Here is a 15,039-nt window from a genome sequence, read left to right as displayed (position 1 = left end):
AGAGCTTATGGCGAACATAGATGACAGCAGGCGGATATTTAACATCGTTTTTTGGCAAAAGCTCACTGCTGTTATCTTTCTTGTGGGGCTTGGCGATTGCTTGCTTCCTCTGGCCGCTGCAGAAATTGAACATCATGGGCACCTTAAGTATGAGCTAGACGGCTATGCTTTTACTCATAAAAGTGTTTATCAGCAACTCTATGGCCAGACTCAGGTCAATCAAACCGCGCAGTTTCGTTATCACCTTGGCAGCAAATGGCAATCTGGCTGGTTAGTCGAAGCCGATTATCAGTTGCTTGCCGGCTATGGAGAGCGCCGCTACCAAACTTCCACATGGGTGAATAACTATCTCAGTCTTAGTTCGATTATTAATGATGATCAACGACTCTTCAATCTCACCGCTCCCCTCGCTGAGCATCGCGATTTTGCGATGGTTCAACGTTTAGATAGGGCCTTGGTGGGTTATCAAACCAATAACAATGTGGTTAAGTTTGGCCGTCAGGCGATTACCTGGGGTAATGGTCAGTTTTTTAATCCTATGGATTTTGTAAACCCATTCGACCCGACCGCACTTGATAAGGAGTATAAAACTGGCGATGACATCTTGTATGGCCAGCATTTGCTGCAAGATGGCAGCGACTTGCAGGCGGCCTATGTGATTCGTCGAAATAATCGTTCTGAGGTCACTTTTGATGTCGCGACTGCCGCCGTTAAATATCACGGCTTTATTAATTATGTTCATGAGTATGACCTTTTGTTAGCCGAACACTATGAGGATACCGTTGCGGCTTTCGCTAGCGCCATCAGCTTAGGGGGGGCGATTTGGGCAACGGATATTGTTGCCACCTGGGGCGATGAGAGTTATCTCTCTTTAGTCAGTAATGTGAGTTATTCCTGGGTTGGATTTGATAACAATATGACTGGAACCGTAGAGTATTTCTACAATGGTCTTGGCATTAGTGATGGAGATTACAGCCCAGAGTCACTTAGGTTGCATCCTGAGCTGGTGGCCAGAGTTCAGCGGGGTGAACTGTATAATTTGGCGCAAGATTACCTTGCGAGCCGGCTTTATATCGAGATGAGTCCCCTTTGGTCTGTATCGCAAAACCTGTTTTATAATATGTCAGACAACTCAGCTTTATATCAGTTACTGAGTCAACATAGTGTCAGCGATGATGTGCGTTTTACCTCGGCGCTTTCTTTGCCTATCGGCGCTAATGGTACTGAGTATGGTGGGCTTAAATTAGCGACTGGTCAGTATTTTAGCTTCGAGTTATCCCTTTACGCGCAGCTTGCTTGGTATTTTTAAAGCCGACGTTCGGCCTTAAGCTAACGATAAGTTAAATCGTATGTTATTCGGTCTTTGGTGTGTTCTGTGGTTAAACTAGAGTGAATACAATTTAATGCTTAATTATTAGTCTGTTATGCGGGATTATTGCTGTAAGTCATTGTTCTATAAATATACAGCTTTGATTCGTCGCAGGGATAAGAGAATAGCGCAAACTATTTAAATATCTGGTATTCTAGCGGCTTATTAGAAGCGACTAACATTGCATATAAATATGTCCAAACAAGACTCTCTTTGGTTCAAATCTTTACGCTGGTTGCAGCGTAAACTCGTTCACACTGTCGTGGTGCCTCACGATCCATTTGACGATCTCAATCTCGATCCGAGCAAGCCCCTAGCCTATGTAATGAAAACTGAATCTGTCAGTGACATTGCAGCGCTTAGCGAAATGACGGCTAAACTCGGCTTACCAAGCCCTTATGAGGACTTGGAGGTCAATGGTATCCGATCGCCTAGAGTTGTTTGTCTAGAAGGAGGCAAGCCTCTTTTTGGTCAGCGTGAAGGCGGAGAGCAGTACATTGATAGCTTCAAAAGGTTACTTAGCGTTCATAAGCAGAACCGCGAGTTAGACATTCAATTAGTGCCAGTCAGTCTTTATTGGGGGCGTACTCCAGGTAAAGAAGACGACACTATGCGCGCTGCGGTTCTTGAGCGTCAAAACCCGACCTGGTTACGCAAGTGCCTAATGATTTTATTTTTAGGCCGTCATAACTTTGTACAGTTTTCTAATGCCGTTTCATTACGTTATATGGCGGATGAGCACGGCACTGATAAACGTATTGCCCAAAAACTTGCTCGTGTCGCGCGAGCGCACTTCGAGCGTCAGCGTAAAGTGATGACGGGCCCTCAGCTGCCTAAGCGTCAGGCGCTATTCCACGCTTTACTTAAATCCGATTCGATTACTAAAGCGATTAAAGAGGAAGCGGCAAGTAAGAAAATCTCTGAAGCAGAAGCACGCGCTAAGGCGATGGAGTATCTAGATGAAGTGGCTGCAGATTACTCCGATAGCTTAGTGCGTATTGCCGAGCGCTTCTTAACCTGGCTGTGGAACAAGCTTTATAAAGGCATCAATATTAAGGGTGCTGAGCAGGTCAGGCAGTTGCATCACGATGGTCATGAAATTGTTTATGTCCCGTGTCATCGTAGTCATATGGACTACTTACTGCTGTCTTATATCCTCTATTATCAAGGTATGGTACCGCCGCATATTGCTGCCGGTATTAACCTTAACTTCTGGCCTGCAGGCCCTGCATTTCGCCGTGGCGGTGCCTTCTTTATTCGTCGTAGTTTCGGTGGTAATAAGCTCTACACTGCCGTGTTCCGTGAATATCTAGATCAGTTATTTGCTAAGGGTTACTCGGTAGAATATTTCACTGAAGGGGGTCGCTCGCGTACCGGTCGCTTGCTTGCACCTAAGACGGGCATGATCGCGATGACACTTAACAGTGTGCTGCGCGGTGTTGAGCGCCCTGTGACGCTAGTGCCTGTATACCTTGGCTATGACCATGTAATGGAAGTGGCGACTTATCACAAAGAATTGAGTGGTAAAAAGAAAAAGAAAGAATCCGTTTGGCAGATTTTTGGTGCTATTCGTAAGTTAGGTAATTTTGGTCAAGGTTATGTGAATTTCGGTAAGCCAATTACCTTACATAACTTCTTGAATGAACAGGCGCCTAGCTGGCGCGATGATATTGCTAAAGATCCAGATCAAAAGCCAACCTGGTTAACGCCTGTGGTGAATACTTTGGCAAATCAGGTAATGACCAATATTAACGATGCTGCAGCGGTGAGCTCAGTGACGTTAACCAGTATGGTGTTGCTCGCTTCTGAACAAAATGCCTTAGAGCGAACTCAGTTAGAGAAGCAGTTAGACTTGTATTTAACCTTGCTAAAAGAGCGACCATATACTGAATATACTTCAGTGCCTCAAGGGACTGGTAATGACTTGGTGTCTCAAGGTTTAGAGCTTAAAAAGCTGCAGATTGAAAGCGATCCGCTAGGCGATATCATTTCAATCGATCAAAGCATTGCGATTACCATGACTTACTATCGCAACAACATCATTCACCTTATGGTTGTCCCTTCTTTAATCGCTGCCTGTTTGCTGCGTAAAGAGAGCTGTTGTCGTGAAGATGTCATCAGTATCGTTAATGACTTCTATCCGCTGCTTGAAGCTGAGCTGTTTATGGGGATTACAGATCCTACTCAGTACGCTAACCAGATCCTCGATATCTTCGTGGCTCAAGGCTTGGTTGTTGAAACGGAGAGTTTTGCTGTTGTGGATAGCAGTATCAACCAGTTGCTACTCTTGTCAGGCACTGTCAGTGAAACCATGCAACGTTATGCAATTTTGTTTAACTTACTTGAAGTTAAGCCGAATATGGAGCGTTCAGAGCTTGAGAAAGACAGTCACCGCTTGGCACAAAGATTAGGCGCACTTCACGGTATTACTGCACCAGAATTTTATGATAAGAAGTTATACGCTACGCTGAGCGTCAAATTAAAAGAGCTAGGGTACCTAGCTGATAGCGAAGGGTGTAGTGATATCAAACGTATAAAAGAGACGGCTAACTTGTTGTTACGTTCATCTGTACGACAAACTATCGTAGATAGTGTGCATGCGGAGCAGATTGCTTAATGGCAAATCATATGAATGCAGCTAAAAATAAGGCTGCAGGTAAGTCGCTGCTAGGTGGAGCCATGATCATTGCTGGCACCACGGTTGGCGCTGGTATGTTCTCGTTACCAGTTGTTGGCGCGGGCATGTGGTTTGGTTATTCGATGCTGATGCTAGTCGGGATCTGGTTTTGCATGCTGGTGTCGGGCTTGATGTTGCTCGAAACTAACCTGCACTTTGAACCCGGAGCGAGTTTCGATACGTTAACTAAAACCACCTTAGGCCAGTTTTGGCGTATCGTTAACGGCCTGTCGATAGCATTTGTCCTCTATATTTTGACTTATGCTTATATCAGCGGTGGCGGTTCCATTGTGAACCATAGCCTTGCAGGGCTCGGCATTAATTTGCCGCAAAGTGTTGCAGGTTTAGTGTTTGCCGCAGTATTGGCAAGCATCGTGATTATCAGTACCAAAGCGGTCGATAGGATCACCACTGTGATGCTGGGCGGGATGATTATTACCTTCTTCCTTGCGGTAGGTAATCTGCTGATCGATATCGATACCACAAAGCTGTTTATGCCTGATGGCGAGCAAAGTTACGCGCCGTATCTACTCGCTGCGCTGCCTTTTGGACTAGCGAGTTTTGGTTATCACGGTAACGTACCCAGTCTAGTTAAGTATTACGGTAAAGAGCCAAAAACAATTATCAAGGCACTGTTTATTGGTACCTTTATTGCGCTTGTTATTTATAGTTGCTGGTTAATGGCGACCATGGGTAATATCCCGCGTAGCCAATTTATCGACATTATCGCTCAGGGCGGCAATATGGGCGTGCTGGTTGGTGCCTTATCTGAAGTGATGGCCAGTAGTTGGTTAAACACCATGTTGAGCCTATTTGCTAATTTGGCCGTTGCGTCATCTTTCTTAGGGGTAACCTTAGGTTTATTTGATTACTTAGCCGATCTTTTTGGCTTTGATGAGTCACGTAGTGGGCGCTTAAAAACTGCGGCGATAACCTTTATTCCACCAACAATCATGGGTATTTTATTCCCGAACGGTTTCTTGGTTGCGATTGGTTTTGCAGCGCTGGCAGCCACTATTTGGGCGGCGATAGTGCCGGCTATGATGGCCTATAAGTCACGTAAGATGTTTGCGGGCAGTGACAGCTTTACCGTCCCTGGCGGTACACCTTTAATCATACTGGTGATTATATTTGGTTTGGTGACAGGTGCTTGTCACTTACTGGCTATGGCTGGAGTGTTACCCGTTTACGGCTAGATTTATTGCTATTGAATCGACCTATATCAAAGGCCTCTGTTACAGAGGCTTTTTGCTTTTTAGCTTTTCTTCTTGAGATTTAGCTTATGCAGATACTGGGTAGGTGTTTGACGGCGAAAACGAGCGAATGACCGGCTAAAACTATGGGTGTTGGCATAACCGAGTCGGCTCGCTATCTCAGCAATATCCATGCCTTCCAGCATATATTTTATCGCCTGATTACACAGAATATAGCCAGATAGATAGGTAAAAGTGAAGCCGAGTTTTTGCAATCGTCTTTGCATTTGTTGGCGCGAAATATTGAAAAGGTTGGCCACCGTATCCACGCTGGGTAAGCCATAATAACGTGAATAATTGACCATCTCGTAGAGAACCTTAGGCGTGTCTGTAGGCTGAGGCATATTTAAATAGTTTTCTAGCTGATACAGCGGAATCGACGCCGTAGGAGGTTCAGGTATATAGCTGTAGTCGTCGGTAGACATTAACAGCTGATCAATGCCTAGCCAGATCTCAGTTTGTGGCGCGTTCCAAGTGACTGGGCAACCAAATAGCGCCTCAATCTCAGCATGTTGAATTGGAGATCCACTCAGGCGCACTTTACGTGGGCTATAATTATCGCCAACATAGTTTTTGATGGCGTTAAACAGGGTCAAAGCCACTCGTAGAGAGTCGTGAGATCGGGCTTTACCTTTGACAAAAGGATTGCAGTAACACCACTTTAAAATTTTCCCCGACTGCTGAGCGTAATAGCTCGCACCAGACTGAAAGCAACAAACTCCATGGTTGATACGCCGAAATGAGATCGCAAGATCGGGGGCGCTTAAAAACCAATTCCCGGGAACTTCTAACCCTTCTAAAGTCAGGTGTTGCTGAATTTTCATCATAAAACCCGCTTCAGCAGTCAGGCTCTCTATTTGTTCAAACCACTTCGACACTTGCGTAAAAGGGATCAGTGTCATTCTGTCTTGAAGCAGCAGCGCCGGGATCCCTAAATCGGCTGGCGTCACGCCATAATGAGCCTCAACGCCCTTTAACACCGAAGCGATATAGCAAGAGCGGATAAAGGCCGTATTAAGCAACATAGTGAATACCCAAGGAGACTGATGACCTAATTGAATCATAAAGTGACGTAAAATGATATATAAGTGTACTTCATCTTGTGGTGAGGCAAAGAAAAGGCAAACTACGCAGCCAAAACACTTTTTGAGGTTTTTTTATGAGCTTGTTCAGCATGCCATTCGTTGATTCAGGAGTTGATACCGCGCTGCATAGTGTTGCTGCAGTGGTCATGGTGCTTACGGTAGCGGCTGCTGCATTTGGATTTTGGAAAATTCATGACATGCCAATTAATAAAGCGCATAAGGAGCAACATCACCAAATAGGATTGATTACCGCGCTTACCTGGATAGGTTTTATTTGGCATTGGGTATGGGTTATTGCGGTCATCATCGCTTTTGTCGACGGTGAAAAAGCGCTGCGCCGAATTAGAGATGTGTGGCGCGAGAAAGAATCGGCGACAGAGCAGGTTGATATGACTGCCAAAGAGGAGCAAACGAATGCTTGAGGGATTAGCGGTATGGGCACTGTTTATTTATCTACTGCGCCTAGTCGGTATGCCATGGAACACCTACAGTAAGGTTTTTGCCTATTTAGGAGGGACGGGCTGGCTGATGTTTGTATGGGTGGGGTTACTCAATTATACCCCGATGGATCTCTCGGGTGGTTCTTTGGTGCAATCGCCCCATATTCAGTTGCGCCCAGCCAACTCGCAGATAAGAGGCAACGTTGACAATATCTATGTGCAGCCTAATCAGCAGGTAAAAGAGGGGCAGCTGGTCTATGACTTAGATGCTGAGCCGTACCAAATTGGGTTAAATATGGCGTTAGTCGCGAAAGAAAGCGCAAACGTAGGGCTTTCGCTGGCGAAAGAAGATGTCAAATTGGCATTAAAGCAACACGAGGTCGCCATTGCCGATGTCAGCATCACTAAAAATCAGCTTAAGGCAGCCACTAAAGATTTAGCGTGGAAGCAAAAAACTTTAGCGCGCTATATTGAGCAGAACCGAGTCGTACCAGATACCGTCACTAAGAGTTTGCTGGATGAGCAACAAACAGCGGTCGATCTGGCTCAGGCACAGGTAAATACTTACGCAACCCAAATTGAAAAGGCGCAGATGGCAGAGCATACAGTGCTGCTAAATATCGAAAAATCTCGTCTAGCAGTGCTGAGCCGTCAGTCAGATCTAGATAGTGAAAGTGAACATGTCGCTCAGGCGCAGTGGAATCTAGATAACACCAAGATCTATGCTCCAGCCGATGGTTACGTGACTAACTTTATTATGCGTGAGGGCCAGTACATTGGTGTCGCACCACGTATGCAGATGTACACTAATGAAAAGTATGTGTTGATGCGGGTAAATCATCAGGCTATTCGTAATGTTAAAGTTGGTCAGCTCGCTGAGTTTGCTTCAGCGGTTTACCCAGGCAAGATATTTAGCGCTGAAGTCGAGGGCATTGTAGAGGCGACAGGGGAAGCCCAAGGTCGTTTGGTTGCTTTAGATGACAATGTTAGGCAAACCACAGGGCAAAACCTAAATAATAAGCATCACTTTGTCAGACTCAAACTGACCGAAACAGGAGATTACGATATCCCCGTTGGTTCGGTGGGCTTGGCGTGGATCTCTGGTACGAAACCGATAGAGTTCTTAGCCTTTTTAGATGTTATCCGCGGTATCGTGATAAGAATGAAGTCACAAATCTACTACTTCTACTCTATTTAACTTGCATATCAATTCGGTTTAACCCCAAGTCATCGGCTTGGGGTTATGCTGATATCGAAAATATATGGTTAAGCAAAGTTTAAGCAAATACCTGATTACGACCATTATTTTTCGCTTTATAAAGTGCAGTATCAGCTTGCTTTAAGGTGAGCTCAAATGAGGTGTCGCCACACTGCTGGGCAACCCCAATAGAGACGGTTATATTCACTACAGGATGTTGATTGTTATTGGTTTCCCTATCTGATTTTGTCTTGGTCTTACGTTTATGATTCCGCAGTACAATATTGTAGTGACTGATTTTTTGCTTGATAGCTTCTAAATGAGGCAATACGAGTTCGATATCTTTATTGGCAAAAACAATGGTGAACTCCTCTCCGCCATAGCGAAAGACTTTACCGCCTCCTTTTACCTGGCTCAGTTTCATTGCGACCAAGCGCAATACTTGATCACCGACATCATGGCCATAGGTGTCATTAAATTTTTTAAAGTGATCAATATCGACCATGGCGAGGCTGTAATGTTTACTCAGTGATGCCGCCATCGTATTAAGTGCTCGACGGGAGCCCACCCCGGTTAACTCATCCCGATAAACCAAATCATAACTCCTAACCAGGAGGGAGATTAAGTATGTGATGGCCAATATGGATAGCAGGATGGACAGCGGGAGTTCATTGGGTAAGTAGAAGTGAAACAACCAGATAAATAGCGTGACCATAATGGCCGAATCGACGCCAGTCGCACGCCAAACGGTGAAAACAGAAAGCACTAGGCATGCGATCCCGATGGGGAGATAGGCAGACATAAGTATGTTAACCAGTGGCTTAGTACTGAAAGAGCCTAGAGAAGTGATAATCGCACTCCATGCCAGGGTTAAAATAAAACATAGTCCAACCCCAAGAACTACTTTAAAAAAATCTAATGAAAATAGTGGTTTGTCCTTAATGATAGCGAAAAACGTAATAATTAAAGTACCAACAAGGAGGGTTTGTTGTCGATTAAGCAGCGCAAGTTCGGGGCTCCATGAGGCGTTTGACTCAATAGAGTAGTAAATCAATAGCAGTAAAGACAGATAGCTGAGACGGCAACAATTAAACTGCAGTGCTAGCAGCGCAGAAATACACAGCAAATAATAGGGCAGTTCGTTGGCTCTGGGTAACCACTCTTGCCATACGAAGGCTAATTGCTGTGTGACCACTATATAGAGAAAAGTGATGACAATTGGGACGAGGAGATAGCGCAAGCTCCGCTCTAATACTAGCACTGCCAATCCTCCATGATAATGACGGGATCTAGATTATAGTTGATCCATTAAAACTTGAGTTTCATTCCCCTATGTAATGTCGTCGTTACTCGCTAATTAGTGCCGTTAGTTGGACAGCCTGGCAAAATCGGTCTTAACTCAAAGGATTGAGCTAAGAAGGACAAAAGTGATGAACGTTGACCAGTATTTTCAAGGGCAGCCCTGTTGGGTTGAGTTAGCCTCTTTGGATATCAATAGCAGCAAGTCGTTTTATAGCGGTCTATTTGGCTGGGAAATTATCGATATGCCCATTCCACAAGGTACTTATAGCATGTTGGCAATCGATGGCGATGATATTGGCGCCATGTACCAGTTGCCCGAAGAGATGATTGCTAACGGTGATACAACACAATGGACTGTGTACTTTGCGGTTGAAAATCTCGACTCTACCCTCGTTGATGTTGCTGGGGCGGGTGGCACCTTGATTATTGGTCCCCATGATGTGGGCGAAGCCGGGCGTATGGCAATCATTCAAGATCCAGAAGGTGCAAGGTTTGCTATTTGGCAAGCTAAAAATCATATCGGCGCCAAGCGAGCGGCAGAGCCTAATACCTTGTGCTGGGTCGAGCTTGCTTGTCGCGATCCTGAGCTAGCTAAAAAGTTTTATCCGCATATTTTTGGCTGGGGTTCCAGAACGGAAAATATGGAAGGCATGGACTATACCGAGTGGCAAGTCGGCGCCCAAGATGTGGGCGGCATGATGGCGATGACAGCACAGTGGGGGGACATGCCCGCCCATTGGATGTTGTACTTCACCGTTGATAGCTGTGATGACAAAGCCGCCAAAGTCGAGCAACTCGGCGGTAAAGTCTGCGTGGCACCAACCGATATTGCTAATGTGGGTCGTTTTGCTGTGATTAACGATCCAAGCGGTGGTTTTTTTTCGATTATTGAACTGCGAATGGGAAATTAGCATTAATAACTAAAATAACTAACAGCAATCAGCAGTAACTAAAAGTAACAGGGTAGCAATTTGCTACCCTGTTTATGTATGGCTCCCTAACTCTTTAACTTATTCGTTAGTTTGGTCTTTAGCTAAAGAGCGGCCGTACACCAGTAAGTAGATCGCAGGGATAACAAACAGCGACAGCAAGGGGGCGGTAACCATACCGCCAACCATAGGCGCGGCAATTTTTTGCATCACTTCGTTCCCCGTACCACTGCCCCACATGATGGGCAGCAATCCAAAGAAGATTGTGGCTACTGTCATCGCTTTAGGGCGAATACGCATGACCGCACCATGAATAAGCGCCTCGCATAAGTCACTGCGCTTATTGTATTGCCCAGCCTCTTTACGATCCTTGATGCTGTTATTTAAATACACCTGCATCACCACGCCAAACTCGGCAGCAACACCAGCAAGCGCGATCATTCCCACCGATACAGCGACAGAGAAGTTAAAGTTCAAAAAGTACAATAACCACGCACTACCTACGAGTGAGAACGGAAGGCTTAACATGATCACCGAAGCTTGAGTAAATGAGCTAAAGGTCATCATCAATAACATAAATATGACCGCTAACATCAGCGGCACCACGAGTTGCATCTTGGCTTCAACGCGTTGCATATATTCATATTGGCCAGCAAAGCTATAGCTATAACGCGGTGGTAAGCTTATCAGCTCATCCAGTGCGGCCCTTGCTGTTGTTATGTATTCGCCGATAGAGATATCTTTCAAATCGACAAATACCCAGCTAATTAAGCGGCCGTTTTCACTGGCAAGCATAGGCGCACCGTCGCTAATGGTGATACTAGCAAGGTTGCCCAGTGGTAAGTACTTACCTGTTTTGGTTAATACAGGCAGGTCTTCGAGCTTTTCAATGCTATCGCGTAGCTCCCTTGGATAGCGGATATTGATAGGGTAGCGCTCTTGGCCTTGAATCGATTGACCGACTTGCATACCGCCAATGGCCATCTGCACTACGTCTTGAATGTCTTTTAAGGTCATTCCGTAACGCGCTGCATTTTTTAGATCGGGCTCTATATCAATATAACGACCACCACTGGTGCGCTGAGCAAATGCCGATGCAGTGCCAGGCAATTGACTGACTACCGCTTCAATCTCAGTACCAATGCGCTGCAGCTCATCGATATCTGCGCCAGATATCTTTATGCCCACAGGCGTTCGCACACCGGTTGAAAGCATATCGATACGGGTCTTGATTGGCTGTACCCAGGCATTGGTCATTCCCGGCACTTTCACCGTTTTTTGGAGTTCAGCAATGATCCCTTCAAGGGTCATACCATCACGCCAAGTATCACGAGGATTAAGCATGATGGTGGTTTCAAGCATGGTTAAAGGGGCTGGATCCGTTGCTGTCATGGCGCGTCCCACTTTACCAAATACTCGCTTCACTTCGGGTACGGTCTTAATCAGTCTATCGGTTTGCTGCAAGATCTCTGCTGCCTTACCAGCACTGACACTGGGTAGGGTTGTTGGCATGTAGAGCAAATCACCCTCTTCAAGCTCTGGCATAAACTCACTGCCCATTTTACTCATCGGATAGGCAGCGCTTGCTAAGGCGAGCATCGCTAGCAAAATGGTGACTTTAGGAAAGCGTAACACCAAGCGTAACGCGGGCTCATAAATCGCAATGAGGAATCGACTGATCGGGTTTTTACGTTCATCGGGAATTTTTCCGCGAACGAAATAGCCCATCAATACCGGAATTAAGGTAATCGCCAATATCGCACTCGCAGCCATAGCAAACGTCTTAGTAAAGGCTAGCGGGTGGAATAAGCGACCTTCTTGCGCTTCCAGGGCAAATACCGGAACAAAGCTTAAGGTAATGATCAGTAGACTAAAAAACAGTGCCGGGCCAACCTCCACCGAGGCTTTGCGCACTAACTCCCAGTGAGCCTCACCTGTGGGCGTTGCACCGTTATGCTTTTCTCGATAGTGCTCCAGATGTTTATGAGTGTTTTCGACCATGACGATGGCAGCATCTACCACGGCGCCGATAGCGATGGCGATACCGCCTAAACTCATGATGTTGGCGTTAACGCCAATAATATTCATCACGATAAAGCTGATTAGAATCGATATGGGTAGTGAGATTATCGCCACTAAGGTCGAGCGAGCATGCAGTAAGAAGATCAAGCAGATGACACCGACAACGAGCATCTCCTCTAGCACCTTGTGCATGAGGTTATCGACCGAGTTGAGAATGAGTTCAGAACGATCGTAAGTGATCACTAACTCAACGCCATCGGGGAGTCCGTTCTCTACTTCTTTGAGCTTGTTTTTAACATTATTGATGGTCGCGAGGGCATTTTCGCCGTAACGCATTACCACAATGCCCCCCACGACTTCGCCTTCACCGTTAAGCTCGGCAATACCGCGACGTGCAGCAGGACCTGTGCGCAGCTGCGCCACGTCTTTCATCAGTACGGGAGTGCCTGATTCTGACACGATCCCTAGTGGGATCTCCTCAAAATCTGCCAAGGTTTGGCGGTAACCCGATGAGGTGATCATGTATTCGGCTTCAGCCATTTCGATAACAGAGCCACCAGTGGAGCTATTGGAGTTATCGAGGGCATTTTTTACCGTCATTAAATCAATTTGATACAGGGCTAATTTATGTGGGTCGACAATGATCTGATAGGACTGCTCCATGCCACCAATCGTGGCCACTTCTGATACGCCAGCCACGCTTTGCAGCTCTAACTTTAAAAACCAATCCTGCAAGGATCGCAGCTGGGCTAAGTCGTGTTTGCCTTTACGGTCAACCAAGGCGTATTGGAACACCCAGCCGACACCTGAAGCATCGGGCCCTAAGGTTGGTGTAACGCTATCTGGTAGCTGTCCTTGGGTCTGTGATAGGTATTCTAAAACCCGCGAGCGCGCCCAATAGATGTCGGTACCATCTTCAAAAATGATATAGACGTAGGAGTCACCAAACATGGAAAAGCCGCGAACGGTTTTCGCGCCCGGTACCGCCAGCATGGCTGTCGATAACGGGTAAGTGATCTGATCTTCAACGAGCTGTGGTGCTTGTCCCGGATAAGATGTTTTTACGATAACCTGCACATCAGACAAGTCAGGTAGTGCATCTAGCGGTGTTATGCGCATCGCTTGATAACCGATTAAGGCTATCACCGCAGTAAGCACTAACACCATCGCCCGCTGTTTAATCGAGGCGCTAATAATTCTTTCTAACATAGATAGCCTCCGATTAATGGTTTGCGTGTGGATCGCTAGCAGCCTTGCTATCGCTGCCACTGTTGCTGCCACTTAAGCGCTGTAAACTCCCTTGGATACTGGCTTCAGAATCCAATAAGAATTGACCAGAGACAATCACTTTATCACCAGCCTGTAGACCTTCGATAATCTCAGCCTTGCCTTGGGCTATCATGCCCACTTTGACCGGAACTGAGGCGAAGCGGTTATCATCACGTTGCACTACCACGCGGTTTTCACGACCGGTGAGGATGAGTGCTTCAGTTGGGATCGACAGCACTTCTCGCTTTGGGCCACCAAAGAGTTTTACGTCCACTAAGGTACCCGGTTTGAGTAATTTGTTTGGGTTGTCTAACTCTATTCTGACTCGCATCGCCCGCGAGACGGGGTCGAGTTCGGGATAGATGTAGTCAATGTTTGACTCGATATCGAAAAGTCCTTGAGCGGCAGAGGTGACCTCCACAGGTCGGCCTTGTTCTAACCAGCTTTGCTCATTTTCAAATACATCGGCGATGACCCATACACTGCTTAAGTCGACGATTTCAAACAAGGTATCACCGGGCTGAACATACATGCCATGGCGAACGGTTAACTTGCTAATAAAGCCATCTTGCTCTGCATAAAATGGCACGCGATAGATGGTTTTACGGGTGCGTTCTAGCTGTTTAATCGTATTGGAACTTACGCCTAATAACTCCAGGCGTAAACGGGCCTTACGCAGTAGATCTTGGCCTCGACTCTTATCGTGTTTAAGGTAGTCGACCGCTTGCATATAATCGTCTTGAGCATTGATTAATTCCGGAGAATATAGCTCGTACAGTAACTGCCCCTTTTTAACTCGCTGACCGACATTGTGCACCATCAAGGTTTCAATCCAGCCGTTAACGCGGGTGTGGCTATGGCCGATGGCGTTTTCGTTGTACTCAACTGTGCCAATGGTTTTGACCAGTTTCCAAAGTGTGCCCTTAGTGACTTTCTCACTGCGCATACCGAGTGCTTGTTGCATACCACCAGATACGCCAACAACTACCTCTTCAGCGACGCCGCCGACGGTGATTTTTTCAAGATCCATACCGCATATTGGGCAAGTGCCTGGTACATCAGAAACCACATGGGGATGCATGGGGCAAACATATTTGATGTTGCCATCGTTGTTAGTTTGCGCCGCAGGCATAAGTGTTGGCTTGGGCTGGTTAAGTATTTTTTCTGCGTTAGATTGCGGAGTCGACTCGGCTGGCTGCGCAGCATGGTTATGACCCGCATGCTCATCGATTTGAGTTTCTTCTTCCTCTTCCTTCACCAAGAACATTTTGCATTCCGGGCAGCGACCGGGCTCATGGCTGGTCACGTCAGGGTGCATAGGGCAGTAATAGTTTTCGACTGCAGCCTTAGCATGTTGGCTACCGTCAGCTAAGTGGTCACTTTGCTCTTCATCTTTAACGAGGAACATTTTACATTCTGGGCAGCGACCGGGCTCATGGCTGGTCACGTCAGGGTGCATAGGGCAGTAATAGTTTTCGACTGCAGCCTTAGCATG

At 46.3% G+C, this 15,039-nt stretch carries 10 protein-coding genes; 6 read left to right on the top strand and 4 right to left on the bottom strand.

The genetic code is table 11. The features are described 5' to 3' along the window. Positions 1 to 7 precede the first annotated feature (7 nt). The 3 genes from ACVBIU_RS03020 to mtr all read left to right on the top strand — a co-directional run bounded on the left by ACVBIU_RS03020 (position 8) and on the right by mtr (position 5,242). Positions 8 to 1,309 carry a hypothetical protein gene (locus ACVBIU_RS03020; RefSeq protein WP_447158973.1) on the top strand — a complete coding sequence of 434 codons (1,302 nt, stop codon included), beginning with the start codon at positions 8 to 10 and terminating at the stop codon, positions 1,307 to 1,309. A 253-nt stretch (positions 1,310 to 1,562) separates the two neighbouring features. Beyond that, positions 1,563 to 3,986 (top strand): glycerol-3-phosphate 1-O-acyltransferase PlsB, encoded by a 2,424-nt coding sequence (plsB, locus tag ACVBIU_RS03015; RefSeq protein WP_447163039.1) that lies wholly within the window; start codon positions 1,563 to 1,565, stop codon positions 3,984 to 3,986. Next, positions 3,986 to 5,242 carry a tryptophan permease gene (gene mtr / locus ACVBIU_RS03010; RefSeq protein ID WP_447158971.1) on the top strand — a complete coding sequence of 419 codons (1,257 nt, stop codon included), beginning with the start codon at positions 3,986 to 3,988 and terminating at the stop codon, positions 5,240 to 5,242. Before plsB ends, mtr begins: the two co-directional genes overlap by 1 nt. Before the next feature lie 59 nt (positions 5,243 to 5,301). On the opposite strand, the gene ACVBIU_RS03005 is transcribed toward mtr, so the two are convergent. Next, the gene (locus tag ACVBIU_RS03005; RefSeq protein WP_447163038.1) at positions 5,302 to 6,363 is read right to left on the bottom strand and encodes an AraC family transcriptional regulator ligand-binding domain-containing protein; all 1,062 of its coding nucleotides are present in this window, start codon (positions 6,361 to 6,363) and stop codon (positions 5,302 to 5,304) included. Positions 6,364 to 6,458: 95 nt separating this feature from the next. Here ACVBIU_RS03005 and ACVBIU_RS03000 point away from each other — a divergent pair, with 95 nt between their 5' ends. Beyond that, entirely contained in the window at positions 6,459 to 6,806 is a 348-nt protein-coding gene (locus tag ACVBIU_RS03000) for an MFS transporter (RefSeq protein ID WP_447163037.1), read from the top strand. Further along, entirely contained in the window at positions 6,799 to 8,022 is a 1,224-nt protein-coding gene (locus tag ACVBIU_RS02995; RefSeq protein WP_447163036.1) for an HlyD family secretion protein, read from the top strand. The genes ACVBIU_RS03000 and ACVBIU_RS02995 overlap by 8 nt, the downstream gene beginning before the upstream one ends. Positions 8,023 to 8,101: 79 nt before the next feature. On the opposite strand, the gene ACVBIU_RS02990 is transcribed toward ACVBIU_RS02995, so the two are convergent. Then, complete coding sequence (locus tag ACVBIU_RS02990) at positions 8,102 to 9,283, bottom strand: diguanylate cyclase (RefSeq protein WP_447164938.1); 1,182 nt, start codon at positions 9,281 to 9,283, stop codon at positions 8,102 to 8,104. A 169-nt stretch (positions 9,284 to 9,452) separates the two neighbouring features. On the opposite strand from ACVBIU_RS02990, the gene ACVBIU_RS02985 reads away from it, so the two are divergent. Continuing rightward, positions 9,453 to 10,235 carry a VOC family protein gene (locus ACVBIU_RS02985; RefSeq protein ID WP_447158967.1) on the top strand — a complete coding sequence of 261 codons (783 nt, stop codon included), beginning with the start codon at positions 9,453 to 9,455 and terminating at the stop codon, positions 10,233 to 10,235. 99 nt (positions 10,236 to 10,334) lie between these two features. Here the strand turns inward: ACVBIU_RS02985 and ACVBIU_RS02980 are convergent, their stop codons facing one another. Both ACVBIU_RS02980 and ACVBIU_RS02975 read right to left on the bottom strand, forming a co-directional pair. Continuing rightward, positions 10,335 to 13,484: an efflux RND transporter permease subunit gene (locus ACVBIU_RS02980; protein ID WP_447163034.1), complete on the bottom strand. Its 3,150-nt coding sequence runs from the start codon at positions 13,482 to 13,484 to the stop codon at positions 10,335 to 10,337. Between the two features lie 13 nt (positions 13,485 to 13,497). After that, a partial coding sequence (locus ACVBIU_RS02975) for an efflux RND transporter periplasmic adaptor subunit (RefSeq protein ID WP_447163033.1) occupies positions 13,498 to 15,039 on the bottom strand: 1,542 nt, incomplete at its 5' end.

Source organism: Shewanella sp. 30m-14 (assembly GCF_052977125.1).
Note: the sequence above shows the minus strand (reverse complement) of the source record. Positions and strands in the feature narration are given on the sequence as shown.

Bases quoted from the DNA above. Each gene is read 5' to 3' on its own strand.
- ACVBIU_RS03020 (WP_447158973.1), top strand. From the start codon at position 8: ATGGCGAACATAGATGACAGCAGGCGGATATTTAACATCGTTTTTTGG.
- plsB (WP_447163039.1), top strand. From the start codon at position 1,563: ATGTCCAAACAAGACTCTCTTTGGTTCAAATCTTTACGCTGGTTGCAG.
- mtr (WP_447158971.1), top strand. From the start codon at position 3,986: ATGGCAAATCATATGAATGCAGCTAAAAATAAGGCTGCAGGTAAGTCG.
- ACVBIU_RS03005 (WP_447163038.1), bottom strand. From the start codon at position 6,363: ATGATTCAATTAGGTCATCAGTCTCCTTGGGTATTCACTATGTTGCTT.
- ACVBIU_RS03000 (WP_447163037.1), top strand. From the start codon at position 6,459: ATGAGCTTGTTCAGCATGCCATTCGTTGATTCAGGAGTTGATACCGCG.
- ACVBIU_RS02995 (WP_447163036.1), top strand. From the start codon at position 6,799: ATGCTTGAGGGATTAGCGGTATGGGCACTGTTTATTTATCTACTGCGC.
- ACVBIU_RS02985 (WP_447158967.1), top strand. From the start codon at position 9,453: ATGAACGTTGACCAGTATTTTCAAGGGCAGCCCTGTTGGGTTGAGTTA.
- ACVBIU_RS02980 (WP_447163034.1), bottom strand. From the start codon at position 13,484: ATGTTAGAAAGAATTATTAGCGCCTCGATTAAACAGCGGGCGATGGTG.